21 protein-coding genes, 2 tRNA genes, 1 rRNA gene, 1 pseudogene and 1 riboswitch are annotated in these 21,968 nt (G+C 35.1%); of the genes and pseudogenes, 19 read left to right on the top strand and 6 right to left on the bottom strand.

Annotated elements, in window-relative coordinates:
• The first annotated feature begins 1 nt into the window (after position 1).
• The 3 genes from rrf to KQI21_RS14235 all read left to right on the top strand — a co-directional run bounded on the left by rrf (position 2) and on the right by KQI21_RS14235 (position 415).
• Positions 2-117, top strand: a 5S ribosomal RNA gene (gene rrf / locus KQI21_RS14245).
• 144 nt (positions 118-261) lie between these two features.
• Positions 262-333, top strand: a tRNA-Asn gene (locus tag KQI21_RS14240).
• Between the two features lie 9 nt (positions 334-342).
• Positions 343-415: transfer RNA gene (locus KQI21_RS14235), tRNA-Thr, on the top strand.
• A gap of 883 nt (positions 416-1,298) precedes the next feature.
• Here the strand turns inward: KQI21_RS14235 and KQI21_RS14230 are convergent.
• From KQI21_RS14230 to KQI21_RS14220, 3 genes are all read right to left on the bottom strand, one after another.
• Positions 1,299-1,532 (bottom strand): hypothetical protein, encoded by a 234-nt coding sequence (locus KQI21_RS14230; RefSeq protein WP_216484881.1) that lies wholly within the window; start codon positions 1,530-1,532, stop codon positions 1,299-1,301.
• Between the two features lie 118 nt (positions 1,533-1,650).
• Positions 1,651-2,118: an ImmA/IrrE family metallo-endopeptidase gene (locus KQI21_RS14225; protein ID WP_216484880.1), complete on the bottom strand. Its 468-nt coding sequence runs from the start codon at positions 2,116-2,118 to the stop codon at positions 1,651-1,653.
• 5 nt (positions 2,119-2,123) lie between these two features.
• Positions 2,124-2,450 carry a helix-turn-helix domain-containing protein gene (locus tag KQI21_RS14220; RefSeq protein WP_216484879.1) on the bottom strand — a complete coding sequence of 109 codons (327 nt, stop codon included), beginning with the start codon at positions 2,448-2,450 and terminating at the stop codon, positions 2,124-2,126.
• A gap of 306 nt (positions 2,451-2,756) precedes the next feature.
• Between KQI21_RS14220 and KQI21_RS16555 the strand changes: the two are divergent.
• The 8 genes and pseudogenes from KQI21_RS16555 to KQI21_RS14190 all read left to right on the top strand — a co-directional run bounded on the left by KQI21_RS16555 (position 2,757) and on the right by KQI21_RS14190 (position 11,210).
• Positions 2,757-2,905, top strand: a pseudogene (locus KQI21_RS16555) (helix-turn-helix domain-containing protein).
• A gap of 408 nt (positions 2,906-3,313) precedes the next feature.
• Positions 3,314-3,748, top strand: a complete 435-nt coding sequence (locus KQI21_RS14215) for a sigma-70 RNA polymerase sigma factor region 4 domain-containing protein (protein WP_253291521.1) — start codon at positions 3,314-3,316, stop codon at positions 3,746-3,748.
• A 113-nt stretch (positions 3,749-3,861) separates the two neighbouring features.
• Complete coding sequence (locus KQI21_RS14210; protein ID WP_216484878.1) at positions 3,862-5,373, top strand: tail fiber domain-containing protein; 1,512 nt, start codon at positions 3,862-3,864, stop codon at positions 5,371-5,373.
• A 568-nt stretch (positions 5,374-5,941) separates the two neighbouring features.
• Positions 5,942-6,088: a hypothetical protein gene (locus tag KQI21_RS16980; protein ID WP_253291519.1), complete on the top strand. Its 147-nt coding sequence runs from the start codon at positions 5,942-5,944 to the stop codon at positions 6,086-6,088.
• 459 nt (positions 6,089-6,547) lie between these two features.
• Entirely contained in the window at positions 6,548-7,213 is a 666-nt protein-coding gene (locus KQI21_RS16975; protein ID WP_253291518.1) for a group II intron maturase-specific domain-containing protein, read from the top strand.
• A 380-nt stretch (positions 7,214-7,593) separates the two neighbouring features.
• Entirely contained in the window at positions 7,594-7,809 is a 216-nt protein-coding gene (locus tag KQI21_RS14200) for a heavy-metal-associated domain-containing protein (protein ID WP_216484876.1), read from the top strand.
• A 497-nt stretch (positions 7,810-8,306) separates the two neighbouring features.
• Positions 8,307-10,214, top strand: coding sequence for a heavy metal translocating P-type ATPase (locus KQI21_RS14195; RefSeq protein ID WP_216484875.1), 1,908 nt, complete (start codon positions 8,307-8,309; stop codon positions 10,212-10,214).
• Positions 10,215-10,502: 288 nt separating this feature from the next.
• On the top strand, positions 10,503-11,210 hold the full coding sequence (locus tag KQI21_RS14190) for a Crp/Fnr family transcriptional regulator (RefSeq protein ID WP_216484874.1): 708 nt from the start codon (positions 10,503-10,505) through the stop codon (positions 11,208-11,210).
• A gap of 422 nt (positions 11,211-11,632) precedes the next feature.
• Here KQI21_RS14190 and KQI21_RS16970 read toward each other — a convergent pair whose 3' ends face one another.
• Positions 11,633-11,830, bottom strand: a complete 198-nt coding sequence (locus KQI21_RS16970) for an IS3 family transposase (protein WP_373687683.1) — start codon at positions 11,828-11,830, stop codon at positions 11,633-11,635.
• 171 nt (positions 11,831-12,001) lie between these two features.
• On the opposite strand from KQI21_RS16970, the gene KQI21_RS16450 reads away from it, so the two are divergent.
• The 6 genes from KQI21_RS16450 (at position 12,002) to metE (ending at position 19,790) form a co-directional block, all read left to right on the top strand.
• A complete protein-coding gene (locus KQI21_RS16450; protein WP_301281758.1) occupies positions 12,002-12,136 on the top strand; it encodes a hypothetical protein in 135 nt (44 codons plus the stop codon).
• Complete coding sequence (locus KQI21_RS14180) at positions 12,114-13,202, top strand: erythromycin esterase family protein (RefSeq protein WP_216484871.1); 1,089 nt, start codon at positions 12,114-12,116, stop codon at positions 13,200-13,202. The genes KQI21_RS16450 and KQI21_RS14180 overlap by 23 nt, the downstream gene beginning before the upstream one ends.
• Positions 13,203-13,674: 472 nt before the next feature.
• A riboswitch (SAM riboswitch) is annotated at positions 13,675-13,779 on the top strand.
• Between the two features lie 182 nt (positions 13,780-13,961).
• Positions 13,962-14,135 carry a YezD family protein gene (locus KQI21_RS14175; RefSeq protein ID WP_216484869.1) on the top strand — a complete coding sequence of 58 codons (174 nt, stop codon included), beginning with the start codon at positions 13,962-13,964 and terminating at the stop codon, positions 14,133-14,135.
• A 225-nt stretch (positions 14,136-14,360) separates the two neighbouring features.
• Positions 14,361-15,488, top strand: a complete 1,128-nt coding sequence (locus tag KQI21_RS14170) for a PLP-dependent transferase (RefSeq protein WP_216484868.1) — start codon at positions 14,361-14,363, stop codon at positions 15,486-15,488.
• Positions 15,485-17,332, top strand: a complete 1,848-nt coding sequence (locus KQI21_RS14165; protein WP_216484867.1) for a bifunctional homocysteine S-methyltransferase/methylenetetrahydrofolate reductase — start codon at positions 15,485-15,487, stop codon at positions 17,330-17,332. Before KQI21_RS14170 ends, KQI21_RS14165 begins: the two co-directional genes overlap by 4 nt.
• Positions 17,333-17,501: 169 nt before the next feature.
• Positions 17,502-19,790 (top strand): 5-methyltetrahydropteroyltriglutamate--homocysteine S-methyltransferase, encoded by a 2,289-nt coding sequence (gene metE / locus KQI21_RS14160; protein ID WP_216484866.1) that lies wholly within the window; start codon positions 17,502-17,504, stop codon positions 19,788-19,790.
• A gap of 239 nt (positions 19,791-20,029) precedes the next feature.
• Here metE and KQI21_RS14155 read toward each other — a convergent pair whose 3' ends face one another.
• Both KQI21_RS14155 and KQI21_RS14150 read right to left on the bottom strand, forming a co-directional pair.
• Positions 20,030-20,491: an ImmA/IrrE family metallo-endopeptidase gene (locus KQI21_RS14155; protein WP_216484864.1), complete on the bottom strand. Its 462-nt coding sequence runs from the start codon at positions 20,489-20,491 to the stop codon at positions 20,030-20,032.
• Positions 20,492-20,701: 210 nt separating this feature from the next.
• The gene (locus KQI21_RS14150) at positions 20,702-21,049 is read right to left on the bottom strand and encodes a helix-turn-helix domain-containing protein (RefSeq protein ID WP_216484862.1); all 348 of its coding nucleotides are present in this window, start codon (positions 21,047-21,049) and stop codon (positions 20,702-20,704) included.
• A gap of 167 nt (positions 21,050-21,216) precedes the next feature.
• Between KQI21_RS14150 and KQI21_RS14145 the strand changes: the two genes are divergently transcribed.
• Positions 21,217-21,420: a hypothetical protein gene (locus tag KQI21_RS14145; protein WP_216484861.1), complete on the top strand. Its 204-nt coding sequence runs from the start codon at positions 21,217-21,219 to the stop codon at positions 21,418-21,420.
• Positions 21,368-21,784: a helix-turn-helix domain-containing protein gene (locus KQI21_RS14140; protein ID WP_216484858.1), complete on the top strand. Its 417-nt coding sequence runs from the start codon at positions 21,368-21,370 to the stop codon at positions 21,782-21,784. The genes KQI21_RS14145 and KQI21_RS14140 overlap by 53 nt, the downstream gene beginning before the upstream one ends.
• The last annotated feature ends 184 nt before the right edge of the window (positions 21,785-21,968 follow it).

Here is a 21,968-nt window from a genome sequence, read left to right as displayed (position 1 = left end):
GTCTGGTAGCAATAGCGGAGAGGTCACACCTGTTTCCATACCGAACACAGAAGTTAAGCTCTCCAGCGCCGATGGTAGTTGGGGCTTTGCCCCTGCAAGAGTAGGACGCCGCCAGGCATTTTTCAATACATATAGCATGGGTTATATGAGGTTGTATATATATTAAATCTCAAAATAATTATAAATACATCTATTTTGTGGTATAATATTTATTGATGCTATTTGTTGAGAAACAGTGGCTATCTCATATATTTAGATTATTCCACAGTAGCTCAGTGGTAGAGCAATCGGCTGTTAACCGATCGGTCGTAGGTTCGAATCCTACCTGTGGAGCCTTTTTATGCTTCCATAGCTCAGTCGGTAGAGCACCACCATGGTAAGGTGGGGGTCAGCGGTTCAAGTCCGCTTGGAAGCTCTCTTATAAAAGTTGATATCATAGGCTTTTACTCCATGAAGAGTAGAAGTCTATGTTTTTTTGTGGCGTTTTTGCCGACATTTTGCGGCTCTATACTTATACTGAATGTGGTGGTTCTTTTATCCAGACAAGGTTTATAAGCAAACAAAAAATACACGCCTTCCCTTCTCTTTTGTTAACCTTAAGTTGTGGACAAAAGGTAAAGGAGAGGGAAACCGTGCAAGATCATTTTGTCATAGAGTTATTAGGGATTAAAGACAAACATGTGGACGTAAGGGTTATATTCCATTTACTGCAAACTGGTGAAACTTACAAAGAAACTTGATGATTTATTTTAAAAATAATATATCATCAAGCTTTTGTCATGCCTAAATTTTTATTAAAAAGGGTATTGAAATTGTCACTACAGCTATTGACTTTATATAGTTAGTTTCATTTATTTTAGTAATTTTCATCTCAATTCTATAATGGTGACCAATTACATAAATCTATCAGAGACATCTCATCTTCTTCTGTTATATGGGAGTATAGGTTTAAAGTTGATTGTATGTCTTTATGTCTATTTACAAATCGATTCCAAAAATTGAGTAAGTGTATCAGCTCTATTTGGTACCCCATATTCATCTGAGAACAAAAGAAATACTACTTGTCCATTAACATCCTCAAAACCTTTCCAAAGATTAGCCAATTTTAAATTTAATTTCTTTACATAGTATCTGTGCAAAGCTTTCATGAAGTGTCTTGCTAAAGTGATTATTCTTCGGTCTTCTGTTTTTGTTTCTTTAAGTCGTAATCCCTTGTTAGATTACTGAAGTGATCTTTTTATCTTTATTTGATTCAAAATCAATTACATCTGCAGCTATTCTTACAATTTCACCTCTCCTTAAGCCTCCAAGGCTAATTTCACATTTAATTGATGCCTTAAAGGATATTCCTCGAGCAATGTAAATAGTTTTGGTATTTCATGTTTGCGATAAAAATCTTTTTTTTGCTTATTAGTTGATTTAGACATTTTTATTGTTTCCATAGGATTCCTGTCTTTATCTGTGACTTGCCATTCTACTGCGTGTTTAAAAATAGATAGCAACACTTGTGATTTGCGTCTAATGATCCTCACTTTTCCTTTCTTTCATATTATAAAATTCATTAATGTGAAAAAGCCTCATGTTTTTTAGCTTCCTTTTTAGAAAATGGCACAAATTACCTTTATCAAGAACATTTGTTCGGTTTCAGGGTTAAAAATTTTTGTAGAACCACTCTATAACACCAAGTGGTTCAAAACAAATGGTGTATCCTTTATAGTTAACGGTTGCGCCGTATTTCTCTTTATAACGTTTAATGGCGTTATCTAAAAACTCCTCTGTAATTTCAAGATATTGAGCTAGTTCATATCGGTTTCTTATACCTTCTTTATGGGCCTGGATTATTTTAGATAGTGGAACTAGCTTTTTATAAGCCCAGGATCTGGCTACCTTTTCTTGTTTTCTGTTTTGAATTATATTTTGATTAATTATATCTCCACTTGATGTATGATAATGCCCTAGTTCCTCGGCAAGTATACACCCTTTTTCGTAGGAGGTTTCCATATTTTTATTAATCCAAATAACGTTATTAGCGTACAATCCTTTGATTCTATGAGACATTTGTTTTTCATAGGTGTCTATGCCAAGGTGAGTAGCCTCTACAAGTAATGTTTCGTACATCGCAACTACTCCTGTTGTTTTCTTTTTAAGCGAACAAACTCTTTAAATCGTTCAATTTCCTCCAACTCTTCTTCTGTCCATTCTTCGCCATCGTGGTGAGCGGCTATAGTGTCTATATCTTGTTCAGGTAATTTTTTTTCATCAGTACGACCAAGGAGAAAATCAACAGATACATTAAAGTAATCTGCGACTTTTTGTACTTTATCTATAGAAGGCTTTTGTTTTTTCCATTTATAAAGCGTATTTGAGCCCATTTCCAACTTTCTTTCCAATTCAGCTATCGTCATCTTATTTTTGCCAGCTAGTTTTTTTACCCTTTCAAATAGAGTCATACTATCACCTTTTCCGGCTTAAAACACATTTTTTGCTAATAGGATAGAAAATAGCATTGACATCTACCCTATTAGGTAGTAAACTGTGTTCATAAGCTACTTATTTAACTTTTTAAACATTACAAAAAATAAGCCATAGACCACGTTCCCCATCGTTAATAGGCTGTTTATGGAGGTTTATTAGCTATGCACTTATTTTATCCAATTGGATAGAGAATGTCAATAGAAAAGCTAAATAATTAGCAAAAGGTATAAAGGAGGCGACTTCTCTTGGAAAAAGAATTCGGAAAATAAGTTAAAACATGGCTGATTTTTAACGATATGCAGCAAAAAGAATTAACAGAAATGCTAGGCATTTCAGACGCCTACCTATCTGATATCTTACTTGGTAAAAGGAAAGGTAAGGAGGTCAGGAGAAAATTGTCAAAATCCTTGATATGAAGGAAGTCTCATAAGTTGCCGATTGCTAAAATCAATATTGATGTCAACAAGTCAGAAATAAAAGAGTACGTAAACGGGATAAAAGAATTTATGTTTATTACATGAACCATGATGTGGTCGAAAAATAAACTTTTGATCTAGGGACAGCTTTAAACGTTGTTATATCAATGGAGTGAGCAATTTTTTATAAAATATCTGTCCCTACTAATTAAAATCTCACCTAGGGTTACCCTTAAACCCTTATTATATATACATTTATAAATATATTTTTTTCTATGTCCCTAGATAAATTAATTATATTAATAGTAAAAATAAAGATTAAGTGCTCAAAGAGAAGTTAAGAAATAAAAAAGAATGTCAAGTAGATTTAGGACAATCGGTTAGAAGCCATATGGCTTTAAGCTTGAAGCTGTTTTCAATCTATGGACATTAATCAGTTATTAAAGGCAGGTGAGTATGTTTTGTACGAGTGGTTAAAAGATTATCAACAATTAAAACAGGGTATTGACTACCTGGAATATAAATTAGATCGTGAGGAAACTGAACTTAAAAGGTGGGTTGAAGGTGATCTAGCTGGTGTTAAACTCACTGATAAATCTATAGTTGCTAAATTAGAAGTGGGTATTCAACAGTTAAAAAAAGATATTGATCTTAAAAAGCAACAGTTAAAGAAGCTTATTGATTTAGTGGATACGTTTAAAGGAGTTGAACATAAAATACTTAGATTAAAGTATGTTGATGGATTAACGTTAGAGAAAATAGCAGATGAATTGAATTATAGTTATAGTCACATTAAAAAGAAACATGCTGAGTTAGTAAAGCTAATAAAATTTATAGATGAACAAGGTATCATTTAAGTTCACTCCTAAAGTGAATCGAATCTATTGAAATTCTGTTTTATAGTAATAGCAACTGACAAAAGGCAGTTATTATTAGATGTTCTTTTATAAAATATTTAGGAGGCTTAAATATGGGAATCCAAATTATTAATCCACTTGATTATGGCGCTGTTGGTGATGGAATTAATGATGACACGCAAGCTTTTATGAAAATTGAAGAAGAAAATCATAATATGCTTGTAAATTTATTAGGAAAAACTTATTTTGTTACTAAGAAATTTTCTGGAAACATTTATCTTAATGGCTATTTTAAAATTAACACTATATTATATGATGCTCCGTTTCAAATAACACGGGCTGGAAACACAAATGTATTTTCCGGAAAACAAGCAGGTGAATCTAATGACTTGTATTACGAAAAATCAGGTGGCTATAGAAATGTGGGTATCGGAGAATTATCATTGAACAAAAACGGGAGTAATATTCAAAAGTCCGGATGGCGCAACGTTGCCATTGGACATTCATCTATGAGAGATAATATTGTAGGTTATAATAATGTTGCAGTTGGTGATTCCGCACTTGAGAGGAATATTGGACGTATTATTAATTCTGAAGGTAAACCTGATAGAAATGATGAGGGAAGTCGTAACACAGCACTTGGTTCCTACGCTTTAAGATATAATGTTTCAGGAAGAGGGAACGTTGGAATAGGAAGAAATGCAGCACATGCAAATGAAACAGGAAACTATAATACAGCTGTAGGAACAAATGCTTACTCTGGAACTGTAACAGAAGGTGGTCAACAAGACCGAAAACAAGCGAGTGAAAATACTGCTGTAGGTTATAACTCGCTATTTAACACAAACGAAAACCGCAATACAGGTGTTGGAGCCTGGTCTTTATACAATAATAAAACAGGTATTTACAATACAATAATGGGATGGCGATCAGCGTTTTCCTCTACTGCAAATAACCGTTTAATCTCCATCGGTTCTTCTACAATGAGAGATTTAGAAGGTTCAGGAAATCACGATAATGTTGCTGTAGGAACTGAAGCAATGCGCTATTTAAAGAAGGGGCATTCTAATACTGCTTTAGGTGATAAAGCACTTTCCTATGATGTAAATGGTAATCCTTTAACAAATGTTAAAAATTCAATAGGAGTCGGCAAACAATCAAGAGTATCAGGAGATAATCAGTTACAATTAGGAAGCAGCGGAATAACAACATATGCCTATGGAGCAATTCAAAATCGTTCTGACAAAAGGGATAAAGCAGATATAAAAGATACTGCATTAGGATTAGAATTCATCTTAAAATTACGTCCTAGAGATTTTAAATGGGACTATCGTGATGAGTATATTGAACTTAACGAAGATGGATCTGTTACTAAATTAAAAAAAGATGGTACCAAAAAACGAAATAGGTACCATCACGGTCTTATTGCTCAAGAAGTTAAAACAGTGATGGATGATTTGAATGTAGATTTTGGCGGTTTCCAAGACCATAAAATGAATAATGGTAACGATATTCTAACAATTGGTTATATGGAGTTAATCGCACCATTAATAAAAGCAATACAAGATTTAAATGTAAAAGTTGAATCACTCAATCTTGAAATTGAGGAATTAAAAAATATATAGACAACTATATTAATTTAAAACGAAGACACCACATTAGGTGTCTTTTTCTTTGTGCGCCAGGCATGGCGACTATCTAAGTGGTGAAAGTCCACAAACTGTGGGGTACACATCAATCAACCACTAGAGAAGCGCAAGGCACTTGTTGTGAGGTAAGAGCTAAAGGAAGCGTGTATCAAAATCTTGGCTCGACGAATAGAAATCTGATACCACGGCTCTATAGATGGATAAGGCTCCACAACAAGTCAAAGTCCAAAAGATGTGCGTAATCCTATAAAGTAAATTAGGCGAGTAAAAGAGGAAAGGTAGTTGTCTTACCCTGGGAGGTCTCACGGACAGCTGGAGTCCCCTACTAAGAAAGCTGGTCGAAAAAGGTTTACTGTGAGAAGTCAGCCAAAGCCATAGTAGTGATGGACATCATGAAGGGCTGAACAATTGATAGTGTTTCTACCCATGAATGCACGAAGGATAAACTTCTGAATGTATTAATGACGAAAGTATGAGCGTATCTCAGAGGATAATCAAAAGAGAAGTGTCTTATCGTCACGTGAAAAGAAAGGAAGGAACGAGTGTGTGGCTTTTAGAAGAAATCCTAAGCAATCAAAACATGAATCAAGCTTATAAGCGTGTATATTGCAATAAAGGTGCAAGTGGAGTAGACGGAGTGACGGTGGAAGAATTGAAGGAATATCTGAAGGACCATAAGGACGAACTTTGAGCACAAATCCGAAAAAGGAAATACAAGCCAGCCGGCACTGCGAGTAGAGATTCCAAAAGAAAATGAAAAATGCGCAAACTGGGTATCCCAACGGTTGTCGACAGAGTGGTGCAACAAGCAATCCGTCAATAATTAAGCCCGATATTCGAAAAGCAATTCAGCGAATACAGTTATGGCTTTAGACCAAGAAGAAGTTGCGAGATGGCAATGATTCAAGCGTTGGAATATATAAATGATGGGTATGAATGACTAGTGGACATTGACTTAGAACGATTCTTTGATACAGTACATCATGATAAGCTGATGAGAATCATCTCCCACACGATTAAAGATGGGGATGTGATTTCTCTTATACGAAAATTCCTTGTAAGTGGTATGATGGTCGACGGGAAATATGAAAACACTCCAGTGGGCACACACAAGGAGGTAACCTTAGTCCATTTCTAAGCAACATTATTGTTGAGTGAGCTAGATAAAGAACTGGAAGCAAGAGGACTGCGGTTTGTAAGATACGCAGAAGATAGCCTTATTTTTGTCAAAAGCGAGAAGGCGGCAAATAGAGTACTTACTTCCATTACAAAATTTTTTGAGAAGAAATTGGGATTAAAGGTGAATGTGGAAAAGAACAGAATCTCACGTCCTAGTAAAATAAAATTTCTAGGATTCGGTTTCTATTATGATTCTAATAAGAAGAAGTTTCAACTAAGACCGCATAAAAAGTCGATTCAAAAATTCCAAAGGAAACTACGTCAACTAACGAAACGAAATTGGAGCATTTTACTAGATGACAGAATCGTCAAGTTAAAACAGGTCATTTTTGGTTGGGTCAACTACTTCAAGATAGCCAACATAAAGAAAATCCTTGGGACAATAGAAGCAAAACTTCGCTCTGGAATTCGGGTAATTATTTGGAAGCAGTGGAAGAACAATAAAAAGAGAATAAAATCTCTCGCCCAACTTGGCATACCAAAAGAAGAAGCCAAAGGTTTAACTTACTGTAGGAAAGGTTACCGCTTCATTGGATTATCGAAGGTTGTTCAGAGAGCTTTGTCTAATAAACGATTAAGACAAAGGGGTATCCCCTTTGCCTTAGACCACTATCTAAAAGTACAAACTGCAATGTAAATTGAACCGCCGTATACGGAACCGTTTGTACGGTGGTTAGAGGGGAGAAAAGTTCTTAACTTTTCCCTCTACTCAATACAAGGGATAACCATTTCTATGAAAAGGAGTGATCATCATGCAATATTTAAACGTAGAATTAATTGTTCCTTAGAATAAAAAAGCTAAAATATTAATGCTAAATGTACTATTGAGTAGAACAGCTTTTAAACTTATCATAAGTGTATGTTATTAATTTCCTATGCTACAAAGATAATAATGGCGTTGAAGAATTTATATATATTTACTTTACTTAGATAATTTATAAACTTGATATAGGTCAATTCATTTCCTTATTATTTCAAATAAAATGAAGGTACATCATAAATAAGGAGGTTCTAAAGATGACAAGGGTAATTCTACAATTAGAGCCATTGACCTGTCCATCATGTATTAAAAAAATCGAAACAGCACTGGGAAAAGTTACAGGAGTAAAAGCTGCAAAGGTTCTTTTCCATGCAAGCAAGGCAAAAGTGGAGTATGATGATGCAAAAACAAATATAGAACAATTAGAAAAAACGATTACAAAATTAGGGTATTCTGTTTTATCCCGTATGTAAGGTCCAAGGCCCCTACTTCAATAGTTGAGAGCGATACAAAGAAGTCTAAGTAAGAGATAACGATACCTAAATTCCCGATTCGTTCGAGTCAATAGGATGTTGATCGCAAGGACGTTGCAACATGACGTTACGAACTTAGCCTTTGATCTACTATTTCAGTGGGTGATGTAAGAAAACCCTCACTGATTGAAGTTTCACTTTATATAAAAAGGTTTCGTATGGTTAATAACATGAAAGCTTAGAAATCCTTGTAAAAGGAATTCTAAGCTTTTTATACATTAGGAAATTTTAGTGCTGGAGTTATGACGCTGTATGAAATTTTGCTATTCAAGGTATAGTTGTAACGAGGCAGTCTCTTGTGTCCCAACCAGTTTTTAGAGTTAACCACAAAAGCTCTCAGTTGCTAAAAACAATCGCGAACTTAATGGAGCTCAATTACTTAAAAGAAAAAAGCAATTAGGATAAAAGTATAGAGTTACTCATATTTCATAAAGGAGATGAGAAACGTGTTTACTTTTATTCAAAGATATAAAAAGCATCAGACTGCTCTATCTTTTTTATTCATCGTGTTCGGGATACTTTTAGGTATATTGGGTAAGCCGGAGATAAAAAATGGTTTCCTAATCGTTGCCACGGTTATTGCAGGGATACCAATTCTGATAAAAGCCTATCAGGCCTTACGAATGAAGGTATTTAGTATCGAACTATTAGTCATTATTGCTATAGTTGGAGCGTTATTTATTGAAGAATATATTGAATCCTCAGTCGTTGCTTTCTTGTTTTTATTTGGGGATTATTTGGAAGCACGTACACTGGAACGGACAAGAGCATCATTAAAGAAATTAATGGACATGGCACCCCAAGAAGCTAATGTTATTCGTAATGGGACGATACAAAAAATTCCTGCTGAAGAAGTAAAGCTTGGCGAGCGTGTCATCATTCATTCAGGTGGGAAAATTCCAGTGGACGGGAAGATAGTGACAGGACATGCCTCCATTAATGAAGCGGCAGTTACTGGCGAATCTATTCCAGCAGCAAAGCGAGCAAATGATGATGTATTTTCTGGAACGATTGTTGATCAAGGATATATCGAAATTACTGCTAAAAAAGTTGGTGATGATACAACTTTTGCAAAAATTATTGAACTAGTGGAAGAAGCTCAAGAATCCAAATCAAGAACAGAAAAGTTTTTAAATAAATTTTCGCAAATTTATACCCCATCAGTAGTTGTTTTATCGATACTTGTTTACTTTTTGATAAAAGATCTTCATATGGCTATTACGTTTTTAGTCATTGCCTGTCCAGGCGCTCTTGTTATCGGGGCTCCAGTATCAAATGTAACAGGTATTGGAAATGGGGCGAAACAAGGTGTACTTGTTAAAGGCGGCGAAGTAATGGATCGATTTGCAAACGTGGATACGATTGTTTTTGATAAGACTGGAACATTAACAAAAGGGAAACCGGAAGTCACTGCAATTAAATTATGGGATCATGGTTTGCAAGAAAATGAATTTCTTCGCATTATTGCACAAGCAGAAACGGTATCTGAACATCATATTGGACAAACGATTGTCAAAGAAGCAAATGCGCGAAATTTAGAGATACATGAAGGTTCGGCAAATGGAGATATTATAAAAGGAAAGGGGATTCGCGCAAAGCTTGAAGAGATGGAAGTAATTATAGGTAATGAAAGTTTAATGAAACAAGAATTCATTATGTTGGATGAAGAAATGCTTCATTATAAGGAAAAACAAGAGAAAAATGGAAATACCGTTGTTTTTGCTGCGGTAAATGGAACCATCGCTGGCCTTGTGTCCATAGCAGATCAAATTAGAGAGGATGCTTCTTTAGCATTAGCAAAAATGAGAAGTGATGGGATTAAGCAGATAATTATGCTAACTGGAGATAATAAGCATACAGCTGCACTCGTAGCGAGAAAATTAAAGCTAGATAGCTTCCATGCTGAGCTATTACCTGAAGATAAGGTAAACTTTATAAAACAATTAAAGAAAGCCGATCATACTGTTGCGATGGTGGGAGATGGAATTAATGATGCACCCGCAATTGCTATAGCAGACATTGGGATAGCTATGGGAGATGACGGAACGGATATATCTATGGAAACAGCAGATGTTGTACTCATGGCAGATAGACTAACACAGTTATCGCACGCACATGCGTTAGCAAGAGCAACAAATCGTAATGTAAAACAGAATACATGGTTGGCTGTAGGTACCGTTTTCCTATTGCTATTAGGGGTTCTGAATGGTTCTGTTCATCTAGCTTCAGGTATGTTTATTCATCAGGCAAGTGTATTATTAGTTATACTAAATGGAATGCGGCTAATTCGGTTTGAACCTAAAACAGTCAAAGAAAGTATGAACAAAACAACTCAACTACAATAACAATATAAAAACTAAGAGAACTTGGATTACCTAATTGTGTTTCACATGAAATAGCTTTGAATATTAGTGTAGAAGTTTGTTGTAAAAGAAACTTAAAATTTTATATAAAAAAACATAAATTCATCGCATGTTATAATGGATAAAACTTTAGCGCTAAAGTTTAGATGATGAAGTGGAGATTTAATGGTAATTAACTAGGAAGACTACTACGCTAAAGGTTTTGGAATCAGCCAATTTTCTGTAAAGCATCTAATCACTAATTGGATATTGATTGGAAGGAGGGATGTCATGGCGTCAAATAACCAGGAAAATCTTTTTCAAAACACTTGTGAAAATGGATCGGAACATCATTGTGTATCGATCGTACCTATTTTTAATCATTTAGAGAAATCACAGATGGATGAAATTATGAAAGCTGTTCATTCACTTACTTATAAACGAGGAGAAATTATTTATCATGCGGGAGACAAGGCAGAATGGCTGTATATTGTCAATACAGGAAAAATAAGGATTTATCGTCTTTCAGAGAGTGGTAAGGAGCAGCTTGTTCGTATTTTACAACCTGGTGATTTTACAGGAGAATTAGCTATTTTTAAAGATACGGTGCATGAAGCATATGCTGAAGCAATGTCACCAGCAAAAGTTTGCATGATTAGTCGTACTGCTATGCAAAATTTATTATTAAAATATCCCTCCATCTCTTTGAAAATACTAGAGGAATTTGCTAACAGGTTGGAACAATCGGAAACACAGACCACTCGTTTTGCCACAGAGCCAGTCGATACGAGGTTGATTCTGTTTCTTGTTGAAAATATGGATGTTCATAATCAACGAGTAGAGTTACCAATGAGCTATAAAGATTTGGCTTCTTATCTGGGAACCACGCCGGAAACGGTTAGCAGAGTATTAAAGGAATTAGAAATGAAAGGTTATATCAGGAAAAAAAATCATAAGCGAATTGATATATTAAATGTAGATGCTCTATTACTTCTTTAAAACCCATTCAGAATAAGTCCTTTCAGAGTGATGGTATCAACAATTAGCGACAAAGAAATTTAAACGATAAGAGATAGAAAGCAAAACATTAAAATGTTAAACTAATTAGAACCAAGCTATACATCTTTCTCTTTATAAAATGTTGACTATCTTGTACCATCTTGATCATAAAATGTGATCCTTACCTGATTTCCATAAATCTAAAAAGGGGAATAAAAGAAGGAGTTTAAAAAAGTTAAATATATTTTTCTGGTTTTGTATTTAATTCTACTTGTTTTGAATATTAAAATCGGTCTGAAACATACTTTTTTGATACTAATGGGATTAGTTATCATTCAAACTATGGCATATACTATTGCTGAAAAAGCAGATAAATGTATAGAAGCGGACTTACAAAAAGAATAAACAATATAAGTGTATTTTTAAAAGGGAGTATGTCGATACTTTTTAGATAGTTTTTTGAGGTGTTGTAATTTAAATTGGATAGGGCTGAAATAATCGAAATGTTCATGTACACGGTGATGATTAAACCAATGTATATCATTTGCTAACTCTATTTGTAATTGTCTTGGGCCATCAAATTCTCTTTTACCCACAAATTCAGTTTTAAACGCTTTAATGTAGCATCTGCTACCGTATTAAGACAGCCTTTTGTACTGAGGGAATGTTCCATACCAAATATTTTCCCACGATCCGTGTTTATAAAAAGTGGGTTAATTAAAATTTAATCCCGTATGTAACCGCCAGTAAGACTTGCCCTTCCATGCACGAGGTAAAACCTAGGAGGATAAATGGAGGAACCAACTGCAAGTCAAATGCCCGATTCTGTTCATTCTAACAATCAGTGGGGGATAAAAGGAGACCCCTCGCTGATTGAAGATTCGTTTATTAAGGAGTTAGTTTATGGATCTAGAACAGTTAAATGAGGAACTAAATAATTGTAAGGATGTTTTTGAAAAAAAGAAAGTCATTTTTCTTGGTGAAAATGGACATGGTGTTTCTGAAATACAAAAACTAAAAATAAAAATGATTGAATACCTTCATGAACATTTTGGTTTTAATAAGATTGTCTTTGAGAGCGGTATTGGAGAAATTGCAATAGCAAATCATTATAAATATCATTTGTCTACCAAAGAGTTTTTAATGAATTCATTGTACGATGTGTGGCATACAAAGGAGTTATTCGAGTTATTTAAAATCATACAAAATAGGGAGTTAACAATTTTCGGTATGGATATTCAATACCAAAATCATTATTTTCATGATAGCATCTTTTCAATTATAGAGAATTATGATCATGGTTTAGCAAATGATTTTTCCTATGCTGAGAAAACGTTGGATACAATAAGCGCAAGAATCTTTATGAGAAAGAAAATGCTATTACAGAAGAACAGATTGGATTTAATCTATTGCCGTGTATATATCTTGTTAAAAGATATGAAAAAAGAAATTATGCTAAGTCAAGATATTTGTGAGACTACCTACACTTTAATTCTAAAAGCCATAGAGAATAGAATGAAAATCTTGGAACTATGTTTAATGAATTTTAAAATGTATTCTTACTATCGTGATAAGTATATGTTTGAGCATCTTTCTTTTTTAGTAAATAAATGGCCTGAAGATAAATTTATAGTTTGGGCACATAAGGGTTGGTTGAATGAAAAATCATTAGGTGAATTCTATTCAGAAAAGCACAAGGATAGTTATCATTTAGGAATTTACATGAAAGAGGGAATAATTGCAAATAATATAGGTACACCCTATAAAATAAAAAGGCATAAAAAAAACAGCCTTGAAAACAATCTTTTTTCTAAAAACAACAATGATATTATATTAGAATCTTTTGAAAGCATGGATCATCAAAAGTGGTATAATAATGAGCTGATTGAACACGAATCGGGTGAAGATAAACGCAAACTTATTGTATCTGAACAATATGATGGAATAATTGGTATTAGACACGTAACACCAGCAAAGTATATTAATACTTAATCATAAAAGTCAATATGGCTAAAAGAGAAGATGGTTTCCAGGTTGCTATGATATTACTTTACTTTTGTATATATGGTAGCCACCAATTTAACGATTTTGGACAACCATTCATCATCATAAGCATTATGCCAATTACGATTGTTTGAGTTATTCTTGGATAATTTTACGCAAAACGAATTAAACAATATGTGGCATGGACCTGCTTAATTTGACTGGGATTGAATGCAATTTTAATTATTGGTAATATAAAAATGGTTAAGGTTAGTATAATGACCGCACTAATTGTTAAATCATATTAAACTATCAAAATAACCCCCTTTCTAATTATAACTTTTATGGTGACCGGTAAAACTACTACTACCTTGTAAAATATCCTCTCAGTTTTTTAACCTATTTTCGCAAATTTTAAATAAAATATTGACAACGATATATTTTCCGTGTAGAGTAATAAACAAATTTAATATACATGTATTTCTTATCCAGAGAGGTGGAGGGACTGGCCCAGTGAAGCCTCGGCAACAGACTTTGTTAAAGTACTGTGCCAATTCCAGCAAGCACAATGCCTGAAAGATAAGAAGAGTGATAAAAACTTAAACAATTAACCTCTTCTTATTTCTATTAGGAAGAGGTTTTTATATTGTTATTGGATCATTCAATAATAGGTAACCCTTCCTAAATAAAATGGGCAATTGCTTTACAAGTTCCAAATCATTTTTGGTGCTTGTACTTTGTACAATGAAAAGAAGGGAAGATGAGAAAATGAGTAAATTAGATGAAGTACAATGGCAATATTTAAGGAAAAGCTTAGACGAAATGGAATACGGATCTGTCATCATTACCGTCCATGATGGAAGGGTTACGCAAATGGACATAACGGAGAAAAAGCGGTTTACCAATACAAGTAAAAATCATTCATTGCAAAAATGTAAATAATTTCATGCCGATTAGACAACTAAAGGCATCTTTCACCTATCAAATTATTAGAAAAGGTGTAGGATGCCTTTTTCTATGTTAGGAAAAGTATTTTTATCGTTACACGTAAGAGAGTATAAATTTTTATTCAAAAACGGATTTGACAGCGAAAATTTTACGCGTGTGGACGAGGCACGTTAGCCCTGTTCAAATTTTTGTTATTTCATAGAAAGGAGAGCTTATATAATGAAAGAACGATGTAGGCGAGAAACGTTTTTCACGCAAATTGGAAATCGTAAAGATGAGCTATTTCATGCGGTAAGTACGCCGGTCTATTTCTCTACTGCTTTTCGCCATACGGAAATTAGCTCGAATGAGGGCTATGATTATTCCCGCTGTGGAAGTCCTACTCGTGATGTACTTGAAGAAGCAGTAGCCCAGCTGGAATACGGAGACAAAGCCTTTGCTACAGCTTCTGGGATGGCAGCAGTACAATTAGTTTTTTCCCTGTTTCATAAAAATACGCATTTTATTTCGTCACGAGACATTTATGGGGGGAATTATCGACTATTTGCAATGCTTCAAGATAAATACGGGTTTGAATTTACCTACTGGGAAGGCGATTGTTACGATACATTAGCTTCAAACATCAAAGAAAATACACAGGCAATTTTTATTGAATCACCCACGAATCCGTTAATGCGAACGGTAGATTTAGCAAAAGTTTCGAACATCGCTAAACAGTATGATTTGCTTTTAATTGTAGATAACACGCTGTATACTCCGTTAATTCAACAGCCGATTAGAGAAGGAGCGGATATCGTCATCCATAGTGCAACGAAATACTTAGCTGGGCACAATGATGTGTTAGCGGGATTGGTAATTGCCAAAGGAGAAAAACTTAGTAAACAACTTACTTTTCTTCATCAGTCAATAGGAGCTATCTTATCACCATATGATTGCTTTAGTCTGATCCGAGGGATAAAAACGTTAGCGTTGAGAATGGAGAAGCAAGAAGCCAATGCAAAGCAAATCGTTCCGTATTTGCAACAGCACCCGCTTGTTACGGATGTTTACTATCCCGGTCGGGGCGGCATGGTCAGTTTTGAAATTCTCGATGAAGTTTACGCACCACTGTTTTTAAAGGCTGTACAATTATTTACCTTTGCAGAGAGTCTAGGAGGAGTAGAGAGCTTTATTACGTATCCTGTTACCCAAACACATATGGATATTCCGGAAGAAATTCGCAATGCATATGGTTTGTCTAATCGTTTACTGCGTATTTCAGTGGGTATCGAACACGCAAATGATCTAATTGCAGATTTAAATCAAGCGTTTGATTTAATCGTAAAGGAGGAGGTGAAGCCAACATGAGCTTATTACAACAGTTACAAGAAAATATTTTAATTGCCGATGGTGCAATGGGAACGATGCTATATTCGTATGGCATCGATCAAAGTTTTGAACAATTAAACATAACCCATCCAGATCAAGTTCAACAGGTGCATGAAGCGTATATTCATGCTGGAGCAACAGTCATTCAAACAAACACATATGGTGCAAATTATATTAAATTGGCACGATACGGCTTAGAAGAGCAAGTTAAAAAGATGAACCAAAAAGCAGTACAAATTGCAAAGCAAGCTCGTCAAAAAGGAGTATATATTTTAGGGGGGATTGGCGGTATTCACGGTGTTCAAGCATTAAATGAAACGAAAGAAGAAATTAAACGAAGCTTTCGAGAACAATTATATTGTTTACTTTTAGAAGGAATAGATGGGCTTATTTTAGAAACCTATTATAATCTTGATGAGTTAACAATGGTATTAGAAATTGCTAGAGAGGAAACGGAAATCCCTATTATTGCAAATGTGTCGATGCATGTTCCGGGAGTTTTGGAAAATGGTACACCTTTGGCTAAAGCGTTCCAGCAACTGGAATCCTTGGGTACCGATCTTGTTGGTGTTAACTGTCGTTTTGGCCCATCCCAAATGATTACATCCTTACAATCGGTTCCTTTACCAAAAAAGGCTTTTTTAGCTGCATATCCAAACGCAAGCTTGCCTGCATATCGGGATGGTGTACTTTATTACGAGAATGAACCGGCTTATTTTAAACAGTGTGCCGGACAATTGCGAGAGCAGGGGGTACGTTTAGTAGGTGGTTGTTGTGGAACAACTCCTGATCATATTAAAGCATTAGCTGAAGGATTAAAAGATACGGGCCCGATTACAGAAAAAGTGGTAGAAATTCCGAAGCGAGAGAGAGTAATTTTAAAAAGGAAACGAAAAGAAAAATCGCTGGCAGAATTAGCAAAAGAACGACATACCATTATCGTTGAATTAGATGCTCCGAAACATTTAGATATGACAGAATATCACCAGGGAATACAAGCATTAAAAGAAGCTGGAATCGACGCAGTGACACTTGCTGATAATTCGCTTGCAACACCGCGAATATGTAATACAGCTATTGCTACAATTATTAAAGAGCACGGAATTAAACCGTTAGTCCATATAGCTTGCCGAGATCGTAATTTAATTGGTTTACAGTCACATTTGATGGGATTAAACATTTTAGGAATTCATGAAATTTTAGTTATAACAGGGGATCCAACTAAAATTGGCAGTTTCCCAGGAGCAACTTCTGTTTTTGATGTTAATTCGTTTAAGTTAATTGAATTAATTAAAAAAGGAAATAAAGGCATGTCATTTTCCGGGCATTCTCTAAGAGAACATACCTCATTTACAGTGGGGGCAGCTTTTAATCCAAATGTGAATAATGTAGAAAAAGCGGTTGCTCGATTGGAGAGAAAAATAGCAAGCGGTGCTGATTATATCATGACACAGCCCGTTTATAGCAAAGAGAAAATAATTGCTTTGAAACAAGCGACCTCACATATAGAGACACCGATTTTTATTGGAATTATGCCATTAACGTCTACAAAAAATGCTGAATTTTTACATCATGAAGTTCCGGGGATAAAGCTTACGGATGAAGTTCGATCCCGTATGAAAGCAGCAGAAGGAAATCGACAACAATCAACAAAAGAAAGTATTGCTATTTCGAAAGAGCTACTTGATACAGCTTTTGAACATTTTCACGGGATATATCTTATCACTCCGTTTATGCGCTATGATATGATCGTCGAATTAGTTAACTATATTCATCAAAAAAAAAATGCCATGCGAGTGCAAGCAAGCTTATCCTTACATTAATTTAGGGTGTAGGGCTTGAGGATAAGTATACATCAAAATCTAAACGATAGTCGTTTAGAACATAATTAATTAACCTATCCTGGAAGCTGGGAACCCGAGGGAAAATGTCAATAATCAATAGTATTTATCTCATAATTTTTTATCAAATATAAAAAATGGAGGAGTCTATATGTCAAAAATAAAGAGTTCGAATATTGGTTATCCAAGAATTGGAGAAAATTGCGAGTGGAAAAGAGCATTAGAAAATTTTTGGAGCGGAGTTATTTCTGAGACGGAATTAATTGATAAAACAACAGAAATCCGGTTACGCAATTTGAAAAAACAACAGGAAAAAGGAATTGATTTAATTCCGGTAAATGATTTTTCCTTATATGATCATGTTTTAGATACGGCCATTACTTTTGGAATCGTACCGAAACGTTTTAACTATACTGGTGGAAAAGTAGATGTGTACACATACTTCGCTATTGCACGGGGAACAGATGAGGCAGTCGCTTCAGAAATGACGAAATGGTTTAACACAAACTATCATTATATCGTTCCCGAATTAAATGGCGTTAAGCCTTCACTAGTAGAAAACCGTGCTTTAACCTTTTATCAAGAAGCTAAAGAAAAACTAGGTATTGATGGAAAGCCTGTCCTTTTAGGCCCAGTTACATTTGTAAAACTGGCAAAGGGTTATGACCAGCAGGAGTTTTCAACAATTGTGGAGAAATTTATACCACAATATGTACAGATCTTACAGGAACTTGTCGAAGCGGGGGCATCTTGGATTCAGATAGATGAGCCAATCTTAGTAACGCAATTATCGAAAGAAGAAATTGCAGTAGTTGAAAAAGTGTATGAAGCTTTTGCTGAACACGTACCTCATGCGCAGATTATTTTACAAACGTATTTTGAAAAAATAACCGCTTATGAAAATATAGTGAATCTTCCAGTAAAAGCGATTGGCATGGATTTTGTTCACGGAGATTCTTTAGAACTATTAAAAACGTATGGATTTCCCAAGGATAAGGTGTTAGCAGCCGGGATTATTGATGGACGTAATGTTTGGCGAGCTAATTTACCAGAAAAGCATACGATTTTGGAAGTGATTAGACAGCTAGTTCATCATGACCAGCTTATTATTCAACCATCTTGTTCGCTCTTGCATGTTCCGGTAACAAAAACATTAGAACAAAAGCTGGATCAGGTCATTTTAGAAGGACTTTCGTTTGCTGAGGAGAAGTTGGACGAAGCAGTTACATTAACGAAAGGATTGAATGATGGTATAGTCTCCATTCAACCAGAATTAGATCAAGCGAATGAAGCAATTAAACAATTAATAGAGACGTATCAATCCAATAATGAAGTAAGAAAAAAAGTAGCCAATTTAACGAGTGATGATGCACAACGAACCATACCATTTGCAGAACGGATAGAAAAGCAACAGCAATGTTTGCAATTACCGTTACTGCCGACAACGACAATTGGCAGTTTACCGCAAACACCTGAAGTAAGAAGAACACGTACCAAATGGAAGAAAGGTGAGATTACGGATCAAGCGTATGAACAGTTTATGGAGGAGCAAATTAAACGCTGGATCAAAATTCAGGAAGAACTCGATATCGACGTTCTCGTTCATGGTGAGTTTGAACGAAATGACATGGTAGAATACTTTGGTGAAAAACTGACAGGTTTTACTGTGACAGAGTTTGGCTGGGTGCAGTCATATGGCTCACGTTGTGTCAAACCACCATTGATTTTTGGAGATGTGTCTTGGGATGAACCGATAACGGTGAAGGAGAGCGTTTATACACAATCGTTAACAAAACGTCCGGTGAAAGGGATGTTAACAGGACCGGTTACGATTTTAAATTGGTCTTTTGTTCATGATTCAACACCACGCTATGAAATTATGAAACAAATTGCTTTAGCTTTACAAAAGGAAATAGAATCCTTAGAAGAAAATGGCATAACCATTATTCAAGTAGATGAACCAGCTTTACGTGAAGGGTTGCCACTTGATCGGAAAAAGTGGAACGAATATTTAACAGAATCGTCATATGTTTTTCGTCTTGCAACGGCAACGGCTAGTCCCGAAATACAAATTCATACACATATGTGCTATTCCAATTTTGAAGATATTTTTGATTGTATCGATGACCTTGATGCAGACGTAATCTCAATTGAAACGTCACGGAGTCATGGTGAGATCGTCTCTATTTTTGAAGAAAATACGTACCAAAAAGAAATTGGTTTAGGTGTTTATGATATCCATAGTCCACGTATTCCATCAGTTGAGGAAATCAAGCAAAATATTCATCGTGCATTACAAACGATTGCACCCAACCAATTTTGGATTAACCCGGACTGTGGTTTAAAAACACGAAAAGAAGATGAAACCATTGCCGCCTTAAAAGTTATGGTGCAAGCTGCAAAAGAAGTGAGAAATAAGCAGTTGGCCTCTCAAAAATAATCTTGTTGGTAGAATAAAATTCGGTTGACTCGATGTCGGAAATTTTTCTGTGCAGTATAAGTACAACTGGTCAATTACCTGCACTAGCCATGTTTTTTCTTCATTAACGCATTGGTTATTTACACGACAGTAAGCCCCTCCGCCCTAAGACGAACTCTGAAGTAGGGCGGGAGGTAAACTGCCAAGGTAATAATTAACAAACTGCAAATGAAATGTAAGTCTATTATGTAAGGCTTGTTTTAGATAGAAGCGAGCCATTTATTTCGATACATTTCTAAACGTTTACAGGCAAACTCGTATTCAACATTAAATAAATTCATCACATGCTTTGGTGTTATTTTCGTTTTTACGCGTTCTAACATAAAAGTAGGTACACATAGGTGGTAGCTGAAATAATTAGCTTGCCATTCTTGTAATTCAATAAACGTGGGCGGTAAGAACTCTTGCCTTCCAGTATGCCACAGGAAATGAGCAATTTCATGACTGAATTCTTGCCATTGTACTTGCTCCCTGTTTGTCGCCTGTAAGAAAATAAGGCATTTCCCGTTTCGATAAACCGTTTCACTGCTAAATTCCCAATAATAAACAGGAACCCGTAGTGCATTGGAGATTTTATCAATAGTTAAATCAGAAGGCTGATTTATATTTAATTTTAATAGTAATTGTTTAACATAGTCCTCTGTACGTGTGTAATAAAACATTAGATCCTCCCAAATAGAATATATGTTCGATTACGTATGAAAAATAAATAGTGTACATTAAATACACTATAAGTGCGTGTTCAAAGATAAATAGATCCAATGTCCTTAAAAAATTGCGGTGTGTCGCTGTTGAAGCTATTTTCTTTCCCTTGAAAAAGAAAAGCTTATAAATTCGCCGTATCATTCTTACCAGACTTTTTGAACATCCTCTTATTTCTCTTCTTCTTTAAAAGCTTCCCATATTCTTTTTAATCTTCGGAGATCTTCTTCTTTACTCTTTGGTAATTCTTTATACCATCTTTCTAGTGAAGGATCATTACGAAATGCTGTAAATGCTTCTTCTTCCGTGAGCTTAGGTTTATCGGATCTGCCTAGTAAATAGTCAGTGGTAACATTTAGTACTGTTGCTAGTCTGTCTAATTCATGATCTTTCATAGGTCTATCTCCGGATTCAATTCGATTCATCACACTGACATTTATGTTCATGCGTTTAGCGAGCTCACGTTGTGTCCAGTTTCTAGCTTCTCTTAATGTAACAATTCGTTTTCCAATTTTCAATGTAGACACCACTTTCTATACTAGCAAATAAATCATAACATGGTTGCTATAAAAGAAACAACTATTTCTATATTAGCAAGAACACAATTTGACATTTCTGTTTTAGCAATGTAATATAGGAACAGATGTTCTATAGTTAAAATATGGAATGATTGGAGGAGATGATGATGGCTTACAAACAAGATGTAAATAGGGGAAGTAATAATGACATACATTGGGTTGTTAGTGACTATAGAAAGGATAAGCGAACAGGAGCATTATCTCCAGTTGTTCGTAGCGATTATGCAGAGCAATTGTTTAAGAAAGGGGCAGGGTTTTGTGAACAAACAACAAATAGAACGGGCGTTAAAAGATTATCATTGGATGATTAGAGAAATAAAAAGACAGCAGGATATGCTAAATGAAGACATCGGCACAAGAGTTGTTGCTGTTTCTGGGCTTGAGTCCACACTGCCTAAAGCAAAAGGGATAGTTGGAGATCCAATTGTAAAGGAAGTCATTAGACGAGAGCAGAAAAGTTCGTGGTTAATGAAGCTGGAAAAAAAAGTATTATTTATTCAAGAGCGTTTGCCAGCTGTTGATGAGCCAAGGGAAAAAGCGGTGTTAGAATGTATGTTAGATGGAATGGCGATAAGCGCTATCAGTAAACATATAGGGGTATCAAGAAAGCATATTTATTCTATTAGAGATTCTATCATAGACAAAATGTTACAGTTTACACAGTCTTCACAGTAGATGACAAGTAAATCAATCCAATTGTACAATAGAACCGAGCAAGATTTGTTAATTGGTTAAGCAACGATTACTAGTTTAAGAAAATAATAATGAAGTAATATCAATTTAAACAAGGTCTTGTTCGAGAGTGACGTTAAACTAATTATTGAAAAACAGCATAATAGTCAAGGAGCAAAGTCTTAAA

The organism is Virgibacillus proomii, from assembly GCF_018916875.1.
Classification (GTDB): domain Bacteria; phylum Bacillota; class Bacilli; order Bacillales; family Amphibacillaceae; genus Virgibacillus; species Virgibacillus proomii_B.
This window is presented reverse-complemented; position numbering and strand designations above follow the sequence as displayed.

Excerpts from the sequence above, each read along its gene's own strand:
- KQI21_RS14195 (WP_216484875.1), top strand. The coding sequence starts at position 8,307 with ATGAGAAACGTGTTTACTTTTATTCAAAGATATAAAAAGCATCAGACT.
- KQI21_RS14220 (WP_216484879.1), bottom strand. The coding sequence starts at position 2,450 with ATGACTCTATTTGAAAGGGTAAAAAAACTAGCTGGCAAAAATAAGATG.
- KQI21_RS14200 (WP_216484876.1), top strand. The coding sequence starts at position 7,594 with ATGACAAGGGTAATTCTACAATTAGAGCCATTGACCTGTCCATCATGT.
- KQI21_RS14175 (WP_216484869.1), top strand. The coding sequence starts at position 13,962 with ATGAGTAAATTAGATGAAGTACAATGGCAATATTTAAGGAAAAGCTTA.
- KQI21_RS14145 (WP_216484861.1), top strand. The coding sequence starts at position 21,217 with ATGGCTTACAAACAAGATGTAAATAGGGGAAGTAATAATGACATACAT.
- KQI21_RS14215 (WP_253291521.1), top strand. The coding sequence starts at position 3,314 with ATGGACATTAATCAGTTATTAAAGGCAGGTGAGTATGTTTTGTACGAG.
- KQI21_RS14210 (WP_216484878.1), top strand. The coding sequence starts at position 3,862 with ATGGGAATCCAAATTATTAATCCACTTGATTATGGCGCTGTTGGTGAT.
- KQI21_RS14225 (WP_216484880.1), bottom strand. The coding sequence starts at position 2,118 with ATGTACGAAACATTACTTGTAGAGGCTACTCACCTTGGCATAGACACC.
- KQI21_RS14170 (WP_216484868.1), top strand. The coding sequence starts at position 14,361 with ATGAAAGAACGATGTAGGCGAGAAACGTTTTTCACGCAAATTGGAAAT.
- KQI21_RS14190 (WP_216484874.1), top strand. The coding sequence starts at position 10,503 with ATGGCGTCAAATAACCAGGAAAATCTTTTTCAAAACACTTGTGAAAAT.
- KQI21_RS16450 (WP_301281758.1), top strand. The coding sequence starts at position 12,002 with ATGGAGGAACCAACTGCAAGTCAAATGCCCGATTCTGTTCATTCTAAC.
- KQI21_RS14165 (WP_216484867.1), top strand. The coding sequence starts at position 15,485 with ATGAGCTTATTACAACAGTTACAAGAAAATATTTTAATTGCCGATGGT.
- metE (WP_216484866.1), top strand. The coding sequence starts at position 17,502 with ATGTCAAAAATAAAGAGTTCGAATATTGGTTATCCAAGAATTGGAGAA.
- KQI21_RS14180 (WP_216484871.1), top strand. The coding sequence starts at position 12,114 with ATGGATCTAGAACAGTTAAATGAGGAACTAAATAATTGTAAGGATGTT.
- KQI21_RS14155 (WP_216484864.1), bottom strand. The coding sequence starts at position 20,491 with ATGTTTTATTACACACGTACAGAGGACTATGTTAAACAATTACTATTA.